We start from the raw sequence: 17,640 nt of genomic DNA, 5'->3' as shown, positions 1-17,640 counted from the left end.
TCATCGACCCGCCTCTTCTCGAACACCGGCTGCGGCGGTCTGTTCCGCGACAAGGTCGCCGGCCAGGTCGTACCGGAGGAATTGGCGGGTCTGCTCGATGTCGTCGGCCAAGACGCGGTCGTCCTTGAGCCGGGGCACTCGTGTGCGGTAACGCTCCTGTACGCCGCGGACCGCGGGGGAGAGGACCAGCCCGGCCTTGAGATCGGCGGCCTGGCATGCGGTCATCAACTCGATGGCCAGCACGTTCTCCAGGTTGTCCACGATCTGCCGCAGCTTCAGCACGGAGGTGCCACCCATGCTCACGTGATCTTCCTGCAGTTGGCAGGTCGGAATCGAGTCGACGCTGCCGGGGTGCGCCAGGGTCTTGGCTTCGCTTACCAGCGCCGCAGCGGAGTACTGGCTGATCATGAGCCCAGAGTTGACGCCCGGATCCTCGGTGAGAAAGTCCGGGAGACCGCGGCGTCCGGACAGTAGCTGGTAGGTCCGGCGCTCGGAGATGGAGGCAAGCTCGGTGGCGGCGATGCCGAGCATGTCCGCGGCCATGGCGACCGACTCGCCGTGCAGGTTGCCGCCCAGGAGCGCCAGTTCGTCATCCACGAAGAACAGCGGGTTGTCGGCGGTTGTGTTGATCTCATTGAGAATCGAGTTCTGGGCGTACGCGATGTGCTCGCGCACGGCCCCGTGGACCTGAGGAATGCATCGAAACGAGTACGGGTCTTGCATTGACGGTACGGCGGAGTCCAAGGCTGTGTGGTTTCCGCCGTGGGTGTAGTGGGAGAGGTTATTGGCGACCACCGCCCGCCACCGGTTCCCCGAATCGCGGTGGTATCGCTCGTGGAAGAACCTGTCGGCGCAGCTGAACGCCTGGGTGCTGATCGCCGCGATCAGGTCGGCTGAGCGCGCGAGCTCAAGGAGGCGCCGCAGTTCGATCACCGCGACGGCCGAGATGTACTGGGTCCCGTTGGTCAGCGCGAGACCGTCCTTGGGACCGAGCTCCACCCGGCCGAGGCCCAGCTGCTCCTCGACGTCCCCGGTGTCGCGCACCTGGCCGTCCACGGTGATCTGGCCGAGGCCCAGGAGGGGAAGCGCCAGGTGGGACAGGGGTGCAAGATCTCCGCTCGCACCGACGGTGCCGCGCTCGGGTACCACGGGGTGGATGCCGTTGTTGAGCATCCTCACCAGGCTTTCGGCGACCTCCGGGGACACGCCGGTGTAGCCGCTGCGGAAGGTCAGCAGCTTGATCAGAAGCATCATCCGGACGACTTCAACGGGCGCACCGAGCCCGATGCCGCATGCGTGGGAAAGGATGTGGCGACGCTGGACTTCCGCCTCATCGCCGGGCCGGACGCGGACGTTGGCCAGCGCGCCGAAACCGGAGTTGACGCCGTACAACAACGCGGGCCTCACGGCGAGCGAATCGACCCACTTGGACGAACGTCTGATCGCCTCGGTGGCCTCATCCGCCAGGACCACTGTGTTGCCGGGATCGATCCCGGCCATCAGGTGCTCGAGTTCCCAGCGTTCACCGGGCCGAATCACGACGTTGGCCATCGCCGAACCTCCTCATTGAGAACTGCTTTGTCATGGTGGTGAGAGTGGCGTCGGCCTCAGCGCGCAGTGCACGTGCCATCCCACCGTCGGAGCGGCCCGTGACGACGCAGGTGATGTCCTCGGCCAGCGCGCTGGTCCGGAAGTAGCACGCGAGGGCATGGCGCGGGGGCGAGCCGATGAGCTGCGTGGCCGAGCTCGCCACGCCGTCGATCTCGACAGCCGGCGCAGGCACATGATCCTCCAGGACGACGACGACGTCGCCGACGGGTGCCCACCCTTGTCCCGGCCGTACGCTGCCGAATCCCGGGACCAGCGCCGCGAAGTCGACAGCCGCCAAGAGGTCGCGGTTGACCGCTTCGATGACGCGGGTGGCGTCCTGGCCGGCAGCATCGACCAGCAGGGGCACGTCAACCACGTAATTGCCGATCGAGCGGACCTCATCTGGAGTCCGCGTTGAGACCGGGGTCTCGACAACAACCTGGTCCAGGTCCAGCACCCGGCCGACCGCCCTGGCGATCAACGTGATGAGGACAGCCGCCCGGCTCACTGACAGGCGGTCCGCGAGCTCCCTGATCGGCTGCGTCGGCAGCCGCCAATCGACCACCGACGCTCCTGCGGCAGCACCGTTCGGGCGCAGCCGCTCGTCGTACGGCTGCGCCTTCAGCCCACGCCTGACCGTGGACCAGTGCCCTGCCGCAGGCTGGACGAGACCGGCATCCGGTCTTGCCGGGGGCAGCACGCACAGCGAAGGCAGCGATGTTCGGCGTTCCGGTGTGCCAAGGCGGTGCTGCAACTCCGCTACGAGCAGTCCCATGCTCACTCCGTCGCACACCAGGTGGTGGGCGATCAGATAGACGCCCACCAGTGCGGGCTCCGTGCGCGAGCGGACCAATATGGCCCGGACCAGCTGATCCGCCCCAACGTCAAACGGCTGGTACGCGCTGCTGTCCACCTCGGGTTGGGGGAAGGTGCCGGCGGATGCAGAGATCTGGAGTACGTCAACCCGCGCAACGCCTGCTCCGCGCAGAACCCGTCGCGGGCGATCGCGGCCCAAGACGTACCGGACTCTCAGCTGGGCTACGTCCTTGAGCAAGTCCGACAGCGCTAGCCGGAGGCGCTGCTCGGTGATGGCCGCATGCGTGGTGAATCCTCCGACGACGTTCAGTGCACCGTCGCTGGGAAACATCTGACTCCACACCCAGACCGGCCGTTCAGCGGAGGTCAGCTCCTCACCGAGGGTTACGGGGGCAGCGGCCGACGCGGATTGCGGAGTCTGACGACGGTTGCGGTCCACCACGCCGGCGAGCCCGGCGACCGTGGGATGGGCCAGGTAGTCACGGATCGTCAGCCTGACTCCCAGGTCGCGCTCCAGGTGAGCGCTCAACTCGAGTGCCAGGAGGGAGTGTCCGCCGCTGGCGAAAAAGTCAGTCGAGCCTGTTATGGCCACGTCGGGCAGTACCCGCTCGAACCCCGCGGCGACCACCTTCAGCGTCGTCTCATCCGCCGCCACCTCCACCTGTTCGTCGCCCGAGTCGGCTACCTCGAGCGACCGGTAGTCGACCTTCCCGGAGTGCAGGCGCGGCAGGTACGGACAGATCACCACCCGGTCGGGCAGCAGGCGGACCTCCACCGTCTCGGCGATCTGCGTCAGGACCGCGACACGATCGAGGCGGCTGTCGGACGGTACGATCCAGACGCGGATCACCACCTGCCCGTCTGCCTCATCGGCTCGTGCGGCCGCCTGCCCCACGGCCGGGAGCGCGTGGAGCACCGCCTCTACCTGGTCGAGATTGATCCGTACACCGCGTCGTTTCACGGTTCGATCGCGCCGTCCAGACAACCGCAGACGACCATGGTGGTCCAGATAGCCGAGATCCCCTGTCCGGAAGACCGGGACGCCATTGGGTGCCGGGAAAGCTACGAGCGAGCCGACCTGCTCCGATCCGTATCCGCGACACAGGTACTCGGACTCCACCACGATCTCGCCGGGGTGTTGCGCTGAGGATCCGGATTGGCCGTCCAACGGCTCGATGGACAATGTCCGTCCTGCGATCGTTTTACCAACCGGAATGTCGCCCGAGCCGGCGTCCTCCGGGGTGATCTGGTGCCAGGTCAGCAGAATGCACTCCGAAGGGCCGTATTCATTGTGCAGTCCGACCTTGGCCCCGCAGCGCTCCGCAGCGTCGAAGACCTGCCTTGCCACTTGCGGGTCGAATCGCTCGCCGCTGCACATCACCTCCGTCAAGTGCGGCGGCCACGACGCCCCGGGCCGCACCGCAGCGGACGCCACCCGCCTCAGGATCGACGGAGTGGTCTCAAAATGGGTGATGCGCGCCTCCCTCAGCCACTGAAGAACCGCGTCCCCGTCATTGCGGATGGACATCGGCGCGAAAACGCCTGCCGCGCCACTGGCCAGGGCCGAGATCAGTTGGCAGTAGTGGGCGTCGTAGGTGGGGGCCGCCCACAGCGCCAGGCGGTGGCCCGGCGCGAGACCATATCTGCCGATGAACTCTGCGCAGTAGTGCTCGATCGCCGCACGACTCATCTCGATCAGCTTCGGGTCCGCAGTCGTGCCAGAAGTCCGAACGCAGTACGCCGCCACCTGCGGTGTCCGCACCGCCATGCGTTCGCTGTGCTGGAGCACAGCATGGTCATCCCACTGCCGGGCGACTTTACTCAGGTCCCGGCCGGTAACGGTGACCAGGTTGTTTATCAGGTTCGCAGGCGTGGTTTCGGCGGATGGGCCGGCCAGGAGGACCACGTCGGCGGCGAACTCATCGATGAGCTGCCGCCGCACGGCGTTGCTTTCCTGGTCGTCGATGACCATGAAGGTCCGTCCCGCCCGGAAACATGCCGCGATCAATGCGCTGACCTCCATCGACGCCGCACCGACGATGGCGACCCGTTCCGCGTGCCGTTGACCGAAGAACTCATCGCATGTGCAGGCAAGGGCACCGAGGTCGGCGTACGACAAGACATTGCCTGTGCTGTCCGCCAAGGCTGTCTCGGCAGCTCCACGACGGATCCGCTCATCCAAGATCGTGGCTAGCGATGCCCGTCCGTCCGGACCAGAGCTGGTCATGATGGCTTCCCCTTGGTCACTCGGCGTTCGCCATCATCGCCACGAATTCATTCATGCTGGCCGCGGACAGCAGGTCGTCCAGTGAAACGTTGTATCCGGCCTCCCGCAGCCCTCCCAGCAGGGAAAGAATTCCTAGCGAGTCGAGACCAAGCTCGAATACGTCTACCGTCATGTCCGTCAGCTCGCGACCAGTCACCACGCGGAACTCTTGTTCAAGAACCTTGCGTGCCTGCATCGTCAGCCTCCTTTGTCGCGTAACGTCAAGTAGTCATATCGCCGCGATCACGGCCCATCGGCTTTTTCCTGCGCTCCGCGTCCCTGAAGCCAGCGTGTCGGCAGTCCAGTGCATCCGTCACCGTACTTATCTGTTGCCTGATGATCTCGGGAAAGCCGGCCATCAGCCGGTGCAGTGCCGAACGGTCATTGTTCTGCTTTGCACTGAATACCGCCACGGGCAGAGCAGAATAAAATCGAAGTACCCTGCCGTATCGTTCGCGAATATAGCGTTGCCATAGATCGTCGCCGAGCAGCAACTGCAACCGCTCGGACATCAGGTTGCTGTGCTCGAACAGCGCCCGCGGGGCATGGAGATCGAGCCCCGAATCTTTGGGCGGCGTGTCCAGGAGCTCATCCCGGTACGCTTCGAGCGCCGCCACGCCGTACAGGCGACCGTCCGGCATGGCCAGGCCCTGGGTGGCTCGACCCGGATTCTCAGAAGCGAGAAAAAGCTCGAGCTCGGCAACCACGAACCGTGGGTCGAACCGGTAGGACGCCATTGCATTGAATTTGAAGAGGATGAATGATCGCGTCCACGGCTGGTCGGCGTTGGCGCAGGATTCGTACGCGGCGTCTAGGTCTGCCCACAAAACATGGGTGGTTTCAAATCGAATCAACTCGTCGTAACCCAGTAGATGCGCGATCCCTGCATCACTGTCTGATCCATGGATGAGAACGTCATGATGACAAGGACTCTTCCCGTACGTCGGTCGTCTCGGGATAAAGAACTCATCGACGAACGCGTAGATATACCAGCCATCGAGCAGCTGCGCATGCACGAACTCGGCGAAGCTGTGGCCGATCCACCTTTGCATCCACTTACGGTCTGCCTTGATGGTGTGCAGATACGGGTTGGCCGCAAAATCATAGGAATAGAAGCACAGCGATGGGGACTCTATCGGGTGTTCATCATAGGCCAGGTGCATGAAGTTCGAGAGAATCCAGTCACGGTTCTTGGGAGCATGCGCCTCGATGATGGAGACCGGGTACGCATACGGCTGGTACGCCCGGATACTGGGATTCGTTGTCACCGGCAAAATTGTGCGGTGACGCCGCAAATCCCCAGCGTGTTCCGCCTCTACCCGGTTCACCAGTATTGTCCAACTGCCCACGCGCGCTCGGCCGGTCCCTGAATCCGGCTGACGGCAAGCGCGTCGGACATGTACTCGAGCGGGGTGACGACTTCATCTCGGACCGCCTCTTCCCATGCGGTCGCTGGGCCGATGCCCCACTTGAACCAGGGCGTCAGGTCATCAACCACGAGCGTGGCGCCTGGCTTGGCCAGCCGGCGAGCGTTCGTGATGTCCGCCTTCACGCACGAGTAGTCGTGGCCTCCGTCGATGAAGATGAGATCGAAACCATCCGTTGATCGCGGTACCTGAAAGGCTGGAACGGTTTGCGTGGAATCTCCGTAGATCAGGTGATGGCGATCCGGGTAACGGGAGTCGATGAACTCCTTTGCCGCCTTGACGGAGGCCTCGGTGTTGATTTCAAAGGATGTGACCTTCGCCTGGGGGGAGCTTTCAAGGAAGGCGATGCTCGAGTAGCCGATATTGAAACCTATCTCGGCTATGGAGCTGGCCTTCCGGGCACGCGCCAGATACATGAGGTAAAGGACCTGGGACAGGCAGCTAATTCCGTCGTCCAATACGCTTCCATGCTCTTGTGCATGCCGGAACATGTCCTCCATGAGCGACTGAATACGTGATCGATCGCTGATTCCCGAGTCGGGGAAAAGGGCAGACTTGAATCCCGCTGAAGGCATCGACATGTCCATATGGCAATGTTGGCTTTTGAAAGCTTCCGCTGTCAACGCTTCGGTGCTGCCGGCGCCGGGGGAACTGCAGAAGAGCCGTCATAGCAAGATTCCCTACCGAGGTACCCCCGGTAGGGAATGGAGTGATTCAGCTGATCTTGAAAGTCCTTCGCTTACTGGTATTGTCCAACAGCCCACGCGCGCTCGGCCGGTCCCTGAATTCGGCTGACGGCAAGCGCGTCGGACACGTACTCGAGCGGGGTGACGATTTCATCCCGGACCGCCTCTTCCCATGCGGTCGCTGGGCCGATTCCCCACTTGAACCAGGGCGTCAGGCTGTCAACCACGAGCGTGGCGCCCGGCTTGGCCAGCCGGCGAGCGTTCGTGATGTCCGCCTTCACGCACGAGTAGTCGTGGCCTCCGTCGATGAAGATGAGATCGAAACCATCCGTTGATCGGGGCAGCTGAAAGGCTGGAACGGTTTGCGTGGAATCTCCGTAGATCAGGTGATGGCGATCCGGGTAACGGGAGTCGATGAACTCCTTTGCCGCCTTGACGGGAGCCTCGTTGTGAATTTCAAAGGATGTGACCTTCGCGGAGGGCGAGCTCTCCAGGAAGGCGATGCTCGAGTAGCCGATGCTAAAGCCTATCTCGGCTATGGAGCTGGCCTTCCGGGCACGCGCCAGATACATGAGGTAAAGGACCTGGGACAGGCAGCTAACCCGGTCGTCCAATGTATTTGCGTGATCTTGTGCATGCCGGAATATGTCCTCCATGAGCGACTGAATACGTGATCGATCGCTGACTCCTGAATCGGAGAACAGGGCAGACTTGAGTCCTGCTGGAGGCATCGACATGTCCATGTCGCAATGTTGGCCGCCGAAATCCACCGCAGTCAACGCTTTGGTGATGCCGGCGCTGAGGCAGCTCTCAGAAGAGCCTTCCCGCGTGGCACGAGGTCAGCTTCCGAGGTTGTTGTCCTGCCCGGCAGGACAACAAACATGCAGTGTCCGGTTGACAGCTCTCTCTGGCTGACTCTGCGGCCGCTAATGAGCGCATGCGGAAACATCTTGGTCACTTCGCGGGTTTGGCCTGTGCCGTCTGGCTGGTGCCGGCCGGCTGCTCGCGTTCGTTGAGTAATGCGGCGATGGCGAGCAGGCCTGCCAGCGCGATGAAGGATCCCATGCCGATGACCCAGCGCGGGCCGAACCATTCCGCAAGCACGCCGCTGGCGAGCATGGCGACGAGCGACACCCCGGCGTAGATGGCGCCGGTCGTGCCAACGATCCGGCCGCGCAGCGAGAGCGGCGTGCTGAGCAGCAGCCAGGTCTGCCCGCCCACCCAGGAGATGGTGAAGGGCAGCCCGGACACGACGAAGGCGATCAGCGCCAGCGGCAGCGACGGCCAGATCGCCAGCACCACGATCGCGCCATTGGAGATGGCGGCACCGAGCAGAACGGGAAGACGGTACCCCAGCCGGCGGACCACCGTGCCGATCACCGGGCCCGCGATCAGGGCCGAGACCGCGAACGCGCTGTTGACCAGGCCCATCTGCCCGGACGTGGCGCCGATCACGCCCAGCATCAGCACGGGAAACAGGGAAGACAGCGGCCCCTCCTTGATTGCGTCAAGGATTTGCAGGAGTACCAGGCCCCGGACGCGACGGCTGCGCCGGAGCATCGCCAGATACCCGTCGCCGCCGCCTTCTTCGCCTTCCTCAACCATGCCGCTGGCGGTCGGCGTCTTCCGCCCGGAGCTCCGCAGGAGCAGGCTGAGCAGTGTGGACAGCAGCATCAGCGCCGTCACCCCGATGGCCGTCCAGCGGAATCCGGCCCATCCCATCATGAACCCGCCGAGTGCCGGCCCGACTAGCCTGGTGGCATTGGAGGCGAACGAATTCAGGCCGTTGGCCTCGGCCAGGTCCTCGGCGGTCACGTAGTCGGCGACGAGGACCTGCTCGGCCGGAGTGTAGAGCTGCTGCACGACCGCCTGGGCGAACACCGCGCAGACGAGGCCAAGCGGCGAGTCGGCGAGTACGAAGAGGGCCAGCAGTACCACCACCCGCAGGAAGAGCGCGATCCGTATGATCCGCAGGGGAGCGCTCCAGCGGTCCGTGACAGTCCCGGCCAGGTGCCCGAAGGCTACCCCGGCCACGGTCGGGGCAGCAGCGAGCACGGCTGTCCAGACCGGCGAGTGGGTGAGCTGGTAGATATGGACGCTCAAGGCGATGCCCACACCCGATCCCACCAGCGACGAGACCAGGTTGACGACCAGCAAGGTCCCGAAGTGTGGATTCCTCATCAAGAACCTGATCGGGTTGACCCCCTTGTTGACGCTCACCTGGCCGCTCCTCTCGGAAGGATGACCACATCAGCCATACGCGAAGACGTAATCGTGTGTCAGTCATGATGGCAAGGTGTGTCTCTTGCTTATTGACGATTACGGATGCCTGCGCTAGAACTAGCCAAAGTCGATGGTCAAACCATCAATGCTTGAACTCCGTGAGCGTGCGTGGAGAAGTGGTATGTCGGTCATCAAACTTACGCCGCAATCTTCAGTACCCGTACATTTCTCGGGCAAGGCTACCCGGCAAGGACCACTGACCATAGGTCAGCTCAACATTTTGAAGTGGATTGATGATTTCAATTCGAGAGAAGGTCAGCCGTATCCCACCGTGACGTGTGCTGTCAGCCTGGATGGAACGGCAAGTGTGGAGGACTTCACTGAAAGCATTGCCCTCCTGATCGCCCGCCATGAAGTGCTGCGGACGTCCTTCGTCACCGGACCGCAGCCATATCAGCGTGTTTCCTCCGTTGGCACCTTGATGGTTGATATCTATTCGCTGGAAGGCGGCCGAGCCGATCGGGTTGACGTTGAAGCCGAGCTCGCCAAGTACCTGGAGACCACAGCCCCAAGACAGCCTGCCGGGCAGCGGCTGGCCGGCCAGCAGTTGCGAGTCGCCCTGGCCACGAGCGCTGAAGTGGTATGCGCAGCCCTCCTTGAGTTCTCTCACATGGCTGTGGATAGGGCGGCTGCGCAAATCCTTGAGCATGAGCTGGCCGAACTGATAAGCGATCCTGCTGCTCGAGTCATAGGACCACCTCGTCATCAGCCTTTGGATCAGGCGGAGCTCGAGCGCTCGGAGCGTGAATGCCAGAAACGTCGTAGAACGCTGGAATACTGGAGCAGCAAGCTTGCCGTAATGCCCTCACCTCTCTACCTGACGCCTTCTGCGGGATCCGGGCTCACGGAGGCGAACGCGGACGACACGGTGGGCATATACATGTCGTCACCGGCCGCTGCACTGGCCGTGCAGTGCGTGAGCGCACGCACGCGAACCAGCCGGTCCAGCTGCCTGCTTGCCGCGTTGTGCGCCGTGCTCTCAGTGCGTACCGGCTATCGCGAGATAGTCTTTCCCGTGATGCCCTCAAACCGCTTTGAGCGCCACCTTTACGACTACGTCGGTACGCTTGCCCAAACCGGCATCGCCGCTGTCGATGTCGGCTCTGCGAGCTTCGATGAATTGGTGAGGCAGGCATGGCGTGGCATGCTGAAAGGCTGCATGCACGGCGTTTACGATGCCTATGAGCTCGAAGAAATCGGTAATCGCATATCGCATGACCGTGGCGTCTTTTTCTGTTTCGATGCCATCTACAACTGTAGTGTCATCGAAAGCGGTGTACCCGTGAAGGAACGTACACCATCGCCCGAGTACGTGACCGCCATGCTGAGTCGGACTCAACTGCGCCGTTACCCTATGCCGTACCGTCTGGCTACACCTGTCCGATTCGATGTTTCCAGGCTGGAAGGCGAGGTGGAACTGTGTGGCTGGAGTTCTGACGTTGGCCGGGTGCCGGCGGCACACCTGACATCGTTGCTGCAGGCCATTGAGCGTCTGCTGGTAGCAGCGGCCGGCGGCGACCTCGATCACGAGGGTATGATCGATGTCCTTCAGATGGAGCCAGTCCGCCGGGACTCGAACTGGGTGAAGACCGACATCCAGTGGGTCGAGCTGGCTGAGATCCAGAGACTCCTCGATGACGCGTTCGCGCCGGCCAAGGCGCGGATTTTTTCACAGGTAGCCGGCGAACCGCTTGTGGCGTATGTCGAGGCTTCCGACTCCGTCCGTACGCCGGAACAAGCTCACGCACGGTGCATGGCTATGATACCCGCACACCCGTCAGCGATGACGCCGCGCCATTACGTCATATGCGAGGCAGTTCCGGTTGGCGTTGACGACCCCATTGGCTGGCCGGCGGGGACAAGTGCAGGGACGGGAAGGAGCGCGGGCATCTAAACATTCAATGCCAGTCCAATGAGGCGCTGCAAAATCGATCGCCGCAATGAATATCCGACGCCATGCCGGATCCGTATTGCTGGTGATATCAAGAGCCTCGCGACGGGCTGCGTCCGCGGCCCTTGGATTTCCCAAATTCGCATCAACGTCGGCCTTGAACTCAAGGAACCTGGCACGAAGCACCGGAATGGGACCGGTCTCACTGAAGATCACCAGCGCCTCGCTGATCAGGGTGGCGGCGCGGTCCCAGTCCCCGACCATGACGCAGAACTCAACGAACGACAGCAGCACCCGGCCACTGGCAAGACTGCTGACCATGACACGCGACAACTTGAGCGCAGCACAAAGGGCGACCTGCGCGGACTCGTAATGTCCCTGACGGGTTCTGAGTGAGCCGAGAGCGGTCAATGCGTGCGCCTCGCCCACCATGTCACCGCATTCCCGCACCCGGGCCAGTACCCTGGTGAACGACTGCTCAGCTTGCCGCCAGTCGCCCGTGCGGAGGTAGAAGTCACCGAGCCTGTGCTCGACTTGGGCAGCTATGCGCAGCGCCTGCGTGGCGCTCTTGGCAACTGCCTGGTCAAGGAGCACTCTGGCGTCGTCCCAGAGTTCCCTGTCCATGTAGATCTGCGCCATGTTGCCCAGCGCGTCCACCTCGCCCACCTGGTCACCGGCAGACCGGCAATCAGCCAGCGCCCGCCGGTAGCCCAGCAGTGCTTGGTCGAACCGACCGGCCATGCGGTCGGCGAAGGCGAGTGCACCGAGCGCCTGTGCCCGGCCGGGCACATCCCCGAGTTCCTCGAAGATGCGAAGGGCGGACTGGAGGTAGGAAGTGGCATCCGTAAAGCTACTGTTAAGCTTCATCGTCCCAAGCGAGCAAAGCAACGCGGCCTCACCGCGCGTATTGCCTGTCCGTCTGACGACTTCAAGCGCTATCTCGTGCGTTCGCAGCCAATCCTCAATCCGGTGATCGGGTTCAAACAATGTGGCCAGGCTGACAGCCAGCCCCCAGCACACCTCGTCCAGTCCGAGTTGAGCTGCTTGGGTAACGGCGAGAACCAGTCCCGGGCTTTCCAGCCGGAGCCAGCCAAACGGGTCTTCCACGAGTTGATCGCGCACCTTGGCCGGCAGCATCCACAACTGCGCGGCACAGCGCAGCTCGTAACTGCCGTAGATTCGGCAGTGAGCGTCAATGGCTAGGGAAAGCCAGCAGGATAGCAGCCGGGACTGTGCGGCAATGCGCTCGCTCGTCACCTCGTCCGCGGCCAGCCGCTCCAGGGAGAAGATGCGAACTAGAGCATGCAGCCGGAACCGGTGCCGGCCCGTGTCGTCAGCCCTCACCTCAACGAGGCGTGCCGCGACGAGTTCGTCAAGCACATCGGCTGCGGAATCAATATCGGCGTCGAGCAGGGGAGCGCTGACCCAGGATGCGAAGTCCACCGGGCCAAGGAGTCCGAGCCTGGTGAAGAGCCGCCGTGCACCCGGGCTGAGGCCAACGTATGAGGTGGCGATCGTCGCCCTGACGCCCATGTCACCGAGGGTCAGCTCGTCAAGTCGCCGAGTTTCGTCTCTGATGCGGGAGACCATCTGCCCGATGCTCCAGTGCGGCCATTTCACGAGCTTGGCGGCCACGATCCGGACGGCGAGTGGCAGGCACTCGCACAGCCTGACGAGTTCGAGCACCATTTCGGGCTCGACAGTCACGCGCTCAGCGTGAACTATCTTGCTGAGCAACTCGACGCAGGCTGCCTCGTCCAGATTCTCAACATGAAAGTGCAAGGCGCCGGGCAGGCTGGTGAGTGGATAGCGGCTGGTGACAATCACGCAGCAATTCGAGTTCCCTGGCATCAGCGTCTCGACGCTTGCCGCACTGTCGGCATCATCGAGCAGGATCAAGACCTTGCGTTCGCCCAGCCAGCTCCGGTAGACGGCCATCCGGCTTTCCAGCTGGTCTGGAAGTGCTGCCGGGAGGAAGCCGAGCGAGCCGAGCAGCTTGGCCAGCAAATCCAGTGGGTCGTTGCGATGGCCGTCGCTGCCTTGGAGTTGAACGAAGATCTGGCCTTCGTCATACAGGCGATGGACGGCGTGCGCCACGTGCAGGGCCAGGGTCGTCTTGCCGACGCCTCCATTGCCGTTGAGGCACACGACAGGCATGTATCGTCGGCCTTCCGCCGAACTCGATCCGGAAAGCTTCGCAATAATGGTATCGACCATTTCCTCTCGACCGGTGAAGTCGGCGATAGCCGGCGGAAGCTGCCGGGGGACAATGGTGTCAACCTTGCCTGTAGATTCCGATCCGAAACCAGTCCGGGGCGCGATTGTAGGCGAATTTTCCCGTTTCAGGATGGACTTGTGCAGCCTGTCAAGCTGGTCGGATGGCTCCAGGCCAAGTTCATCTCTGAGGATGGCCCGGATTTCCTGGAATGATTCAAGGGCGTCTGCTTGCCGGGCCGACCTGTACAGGGCGCGCATGTGCAACGCTCTCAGCGACTCGCGCAGTGGGTAAGCTCTGACGAGCTCACTCAGCTCGGCTACGAGTTCGTGATGCCGATCGAGTTTGAGCTCAAGCTCGACACACTCTTCGGTGGCCCTGATTCGTTCCTCTTCAAGCCGAATCGCCATCGTTCTGACCACCCCGCTCTCGACGTCTGAGGCGACCGCCGGGCCGCGCCAAAGCGCTAGCGCGGCACGAAGCTCGGCTGCCGCATCCCTAGTCTTCCCGGCAGCAGCTAGCTCCCGGCCGGAGTTGATCATCCGGCGGAACACAGCGGAGTCGAGCGACTCGGTGGGAATATGGATGGTGTAGCCTACCAGGCTGGTAGCGATAACATGGTCGTCACCGAATTTCCGCAGCTGACGCCGCAAGGCAGATATGCAGGTATGGATCTGGCCCTTGGCGGTGATGGGTGGATCCTCTCCCCATATCCCCGCAGTGATCCGGTCGAGCGATACGAGATTTCCTTCCTGCATGAGCAGCATCGCCAATATGGTCCGCTGGCGGCCGTTCGGAAATTGCAGGGCCATTCCATCAAGTGAGACATCGAGCGAACCAAGGATCCTGAAATGCATAGCATGGTGTGTCGCCGGCAATTTCGACGTCATCATGCGCACGATCGGGGGTCGATCTGACAGTTCGGCGGATTGGTCGTCGCCTTCTTCAGCCAGATGTCCCAGCCGCCGGGGTGCGAAAACTTGTCCGCCAGGAAGATGAGGATCGGGGTGGGCCAGGGAGGATCGTGTTCCAGCTTCATGTCGCAGTCGTCCCTTTTCCATACGCAGACGACGCCCTGCCCGAGATCGCCCCCCGTGAGGTCCCACGCCTGGTTGGCGCTCCCGTTGCGGTCCCGGAGATGGATGTCACCGGTGACCCTGCCGCCGCTGTCACGCGCGTCCGGGCACATGTTGTCGTTGACGTTGCGGACCTGCCGAAAGCTCGCCGGGTCGTCCTGGCTCGGCGACGGGGTGAACTCCCACTGCTGTCGCTGGTCGCCGTTGTCGCATGGATACAAGTCCGGCTGTGCCGCCCGTACAGATCCCACGCAGCTGCAGGAAGCGCTCGGCGTGGCGATGAAGTAGATGCCGGCGGGTATCTCCGCCGCCTTCGCCGGCGACACGCCGCCGACCACGCTCCGCAAGCTCGCCCCCGCGAGGGCGCCGACAGTCACCAGTGCGCGTATCCGGGAGCGACTTGTCATCGGGCCGGCCCTTTCCGGAGTCAAGGGTGGTCCCGCCCCGATGCGGGCGGTCGCCAGATGAAGGTATGCGCAGCCGCGCGTCGGAGTCTTCGTGAGTTTTCACGAAACCGGGGCACCGGGCCGGGCGGCTTTGTCACTAGACGCAACCCGATGTCAATGGCTTTTAATCAAGAGGTCAGGTGGTGTCAGCGGTGCCCGTCAGATAGTGGGTCCGGTCCTGATCGTCGAGCTCGACGGAGGCTTCGGAAATGACGCGGAACGCACCAGAGCGCGGGGCCTGCCGAAGGTCGCGGACCAGGCGTCGACGTGCGGCCGCCAGGGCGTGGCGGGACCGGGCTGACAGTAAATTGGACTGCGCCCGGGCGCCCATCAGGATCAGGGTGGAGGTCTTGCCGGGTGACCGCAATATTACTTCTCTGCCAGCGGTTCGCGGCTTTGCGCAGAGATCACATCTCCGAAGCCTCCTCGCGTAGGCCATTGCGCAGATGTGCGGCCATCGTGTCGCTGACCGGGACGGTGGTGGGCAACTGGGGCTCGTCGAAGTAGCGGGCCTTGTATTGGCGCAGCAGGGACTCTCCGTGCTCGGGCCAGGAGAAGTTCTTCTTCTTGAGGAGCTTGCCGAAGACGACGCCGGCGTTGTGCGGGTCGGGCTCGGTCAGGAGCCTGATGGCGGCGGGGGAGATGTCGTCACCGCGGAGGTAGGAGGTCAGGGTGTCGCGGTAGCGGCGTCGGTTGATCAGGCTCGGGTTGGCGAAGAGCTCCTGTAGGAGGGCGAACTCAAGGTAGAAGCTGATGCCTGTTTCCGGGTCGAAGTGGATGGCCACCGATTCTGCGTCCAGCATCTCTTCGGGACAAGTGAAGCCAGGTAGAGGGGAAGTGTCGCCGGGCTGGACCCGATCCATGCAAGCTCGCATGAAGGCGTCGTATCGCGGGGCCACGTCCTCTCCCCGGACGACGATGTATTCGGCGCCGTACAGTTCGCGGAAGACTTCTCGCTGCTCGGCGACCATCCGGCGTGCGGTGGCGAGCTTGTCCGGGTTGCGGAAGACCAGCTTGGGGTTGCGCAGGCCGAACTCCGCCGCCTGAGTGAGGAGTTGGTCGCGGGCGTCGGCGGGGAAGAGGCTGATGTTCGCGCTGACCAGCCAGTCCTCGCCGATCGGTACCAGGCGGCAGATGAGGAACATGCCCTTTTTGATGGGGCGGAAGGCGGACTTGCCCATGTTGGACCGGACGCGGTAGGTGAGCTCGTCGATGAGGCTGAACAGGATCGCGGCGTCCCCGTCTTTCCCTTGGGCCTCGAAGATGCCTTCGACCACGTCCCTCCAGCCGAGGATCATTTCCCGCTCCTGCGGGCTCAGGCGGGGGTGAGCGCGCAGGAAGCGGTCGATGACCGTGTCGCCGGAGGCCAGCCGCCGTTGTAGGACGAAGTGATCGATGACCATGCTCACGGCTGCCTCGCCGTCGGCGAGGCCTTCAGGGTCGCTCTGCTCGAATGCCTCGTTGAGCTCCCGGGCGAACCGGGGCGACAGGGCGAAGTCGACCAGCTGCCCTTTGAGGGCCGCGGCCCGCTTCATGACGTCCATGACAGTGCCGTTTCTTCTCCGGGCTTGTTCGGTTACTGGCCCACGGACAATCGAGGACTTCCCCGTCCGGTAGATCGAGGAACATGTGGGCCGAGCGTTGAGACTACCTCGATGATCACAAGGAAGTCCGCGCCTTCAGCGCCCCCAGAAATCCGACCCGGTGGACCGCGGCGGCGATGGCGATCCCGCCCCAGTCGACGCCCTCGTGGTGTGCGGGCACGAACGACTCGGCCGGGGCTTTGAGCCCGGCCGCACGTATCCGATCGCGCGCTGCAGCTCGGTCCGGCGACCTGTGCCTGACGGCGCCATCATGAATCAAGGTCGTCTCACGGGTGCACGGCCGTCTGTGATTCGGGAGTCGGTGAAGATGGCGCCGATCTCCGTCATCCGCTCGGTCGCGTAGCCGGGGTCGATCAGCGCCTCGGGGACGTGGAGGCCGGGCGGCACGGGCTCGCCGCGCAGGCCGAGCAGTCGCTCGACGCCGAGGGCCACGCCGAGCGCCGTCAGGGGGCGCTGGCCCTCGGGGTGGAGGAGGTAGCGGCTGGTCCTGAGTGGTGCGCCGGCGCGGTCCACGCCTGCGAGGTCGATCTTGATTTCCGTGGACGCGGGCCCGCCGCGCCGTCTGCCCGCCGATTCGCCGATCGCGAACGCGAAGCGGACGTTGGGTGCGCCCGTCGCGACGGCCAGGCTCGGCACGTCGAGGATGGGGACGATCTGGCCGGGCAGCACGGCGCCGTCGACGCTGGTGACCTCCACCTGTGCGTCGGGGCCGCTGACCCAGTCGAAGGCGCCGTCGCGGCGGACGTGCCCCGCCGAGGTGGTGGCCAGCAGGCGTGCCATGTCCGCCGTGGCCGCGGGCCCGCCGCTGTCCTGTTCGTCGAGCACGCCGCTGACCTCGATGGTGTCGAGCCGGTCGAACTTCCTGGCGAGGCCGAGTACCGCGAGGACGACGAGGCCCGCGTACCAGTGGCTGGCCAGCAGGATCGGCGCCGCGCCGGCTCGCAGGCCGGCGGCGACGACCTCGGGGCCGATGTCGACCAGGCCGCTGGAGATGCTGACGTACGGCAGGCCGCGGTCTTGTGCGTAGCGCAGTCCGTTCAGGTGGCTGTCCCGCACCATTGCCACGACCGCCGAGTGGCCGTCGGTCGGCTGGCGGCCGAGGTCGGCTCGCCGCAGGTCGATGGTCGCGGCTGTTGCGCCACCGAGGTCGTCGGCCACCTGCCGGGCGCGGCCGAGATCGCGGCCCGCGATCGTCAGCGGCAGCTCCGGGTGCCATTGGCGCAGCATGGCTGCGGTGCTCGCGCCCGCCTGGCCGGATCCACCCATGATCAGTACGGAGTGCTCCACGATGATGCCCTTTCGCTAACCTACATTCTGTAACTTACATTTTGTAGCTTAAG

General features: G+C 63.8%; 13 protein-coding genes. 1 reads left to right on the top strand and 12 read right to left on the bottom strand.

The features are described 5' to 3' along the window. The 7 genes from AB0I81_RS54115 to AB0I81_RS54085 form a co-directional block, all read right to left on the bottom strand. A complete protein-coding gene (locus AB0I81_RS54115; protein WP_360676267.1) occupies positions 1–1,551 on the bottom strand; it encodes a histidine ammonia-lyase in 1,551 nt (516 codons plus the stop codon). Further along, positions 1,523–4,633, bottom strand: a complete 3,111-nt coding sequence (locus AB0I81_RS54110) for an AMP-binding protein (protein WP_360676264.1) — start codon at positions 4,631–4,633, stop codon at positions 1,523–1,525. Before AB0I81_RS54110 ends, AB0I81_RS54115 begins: the two co-directional genes overlap by 29 nt. 16 nt (positions 4,634–4,649) lie before the next feature. Then, the gene (locus tag AB0I81_RS54105; RefSeq protein WP_360676261.1) at positions 4,650–4,868 is read right to left on the bottom strand and encodes a phosphopantetheine-binding protein; all 219 of its coding nucleotides are present in this window, start codon (positions 4,866–4,868) and stop codon (positions 4,650–4,652) included. A gap of 25 nt (positions 4,869–4,893) precedes the next feature. Beyond that, on the bottom strand, positions 4,894–5,940 hold the full coding sequence (locus tag AB0I81_RS54100) for a hypothetical protein (protein WP_360676258.1): 1,047 nt from the start codon (positions 5,938–5,940) through the stop codon (positions 4,894–4,896). Between the two features lie 56 nt (positions 5,941–5,996). Further along, on the bottom strand, positions 5,997–6,686 hold the full coding sequence (locus AB0I81_RS54095) for a class I SAM-dependent methyltransferase (protein ID WP_360676256.1): 690 nt from the start codon (positions 6,684–6,686) through the stop codon (positions 5,997–5,999). A 152-nt stretch (positions 6,687–6,838) separates the two neighbouring features. After that, on the bottom strand, positions 6,839–7,528 hold the full coding sequence (locus AB0I81_RS54090) for a class I SAM-dependent methyltransferase (protein WP_360676253.1): 690 nt from the start codon (positions 7,526–7,528) through the stop codon (positions 6,839–6,841). A 211-nt stretch (positions 7,529–7,739) separates the two neighbouring features. Then, a complete protein-coding gene (locus AB0I81_RS54085) occupies positions 7,740–9,005 on the bottom strand; it encodes an MFS transporter (RefSeq protein WP_360676250.1) in 1,266 nt (421 codons plus the stop codon). Positions 9,006–9,189: 184 nt separating this feature from the next. Here AB0I81_RS54085 and AB0I81_RS54080 point away from each other — a divergent pair, with 184 nt between their 5' ends. After that, positions 9,190–10,962, top strand: a complete 1,773-nt coding sequence (locus tag AB0I81_RS54080) for a condensation domain-containing protein (protein WP_360676247.1) — start codon at positions 9,190–9,192, stop codon at positions 10,960–10,962. On the opposite strand, the gene AB0I81_RS54075 is transcribed toward AB0I81_RS54080, so the two are convergent. The 5 genes from AB0I81_RS54075 to AB0I81_RS54055 form a co-directional block, all read right to left on the bottom strand. Continuing rightward, positions 10,846–14,031, bottom strand: coding sequence for a BTAD domain-containing putative transcriptional regulator (locus tag AB0I81_RS54075; protein WP_360676245.1), 3,186 nt, complete (start codon positions 14,029–14,031; stop codon positions 10,846–10,848). The genes AB0I81_RS54080 and AB0I81_RS54075 overlap by 117 nt on opposite strands. Before the next feature lie 32 nt (positions 14,032–14,063). Then, complete coding sequence (locus AB0I81_RS54070; protein ID WP_360676243.1) at positions 14,064–14,588, bottom strand: hypothetical protein; 525 nt, start codon at positions 14,586–14,588, stop codon at positions 14,064–14,066. Between the two features lie 244 nt (positions 14,589–14,832). Further along, a complete protein-coding gene (locus AB0I81_RS54065; RefSeq protein WP_360676240.1) occupies positions 14,833–15,027 on the bottom strand; it encodes a hypothetical protein in 195 nt (64 codons plus the stop codon). A 76-nt stretch (positions 15,028–15,103) separates the two neighbouring features. After that, complete coding sequence (locus AB0I81_RS54060) at positions 15,104–16,240, bottom strand: hypothetical protein (RefSeq protein ID WP_360676237.1); 1,137 nt, start codon at positions 16,238–16,240, stop codon at positions 15,104–15,106. Between the two features lie 315 nt (positions 16,241–16,555). Beyond that, positions 16,556–17,587: a hypothetical protein gene (locus AB0I81_RS54055; protein WP_360676235.1), complete on the bottom strand. Its 1,032-nt coding sequence runs from the start codon at positions 17,585–17,587 to the stop codon at positions 16,556–16,558. Positions 17,588–17,640 lie beyond the last annotated feature (53 nt).

It is taken from the genome of Nonomuraea sp. NPDC050404, from assembly GCF_040655495.1.
Lineage (GTDB): Bacteria > Actinomycetota > Actinomycetes > Streptosporangiales > Streptosporangiaceae > Nonomuraea.
The sequence above is the reverse complement of the archived record's forward strand: the minus strand, read 5'-3'. Positions and strand labels throughout refer to the sequence as shown.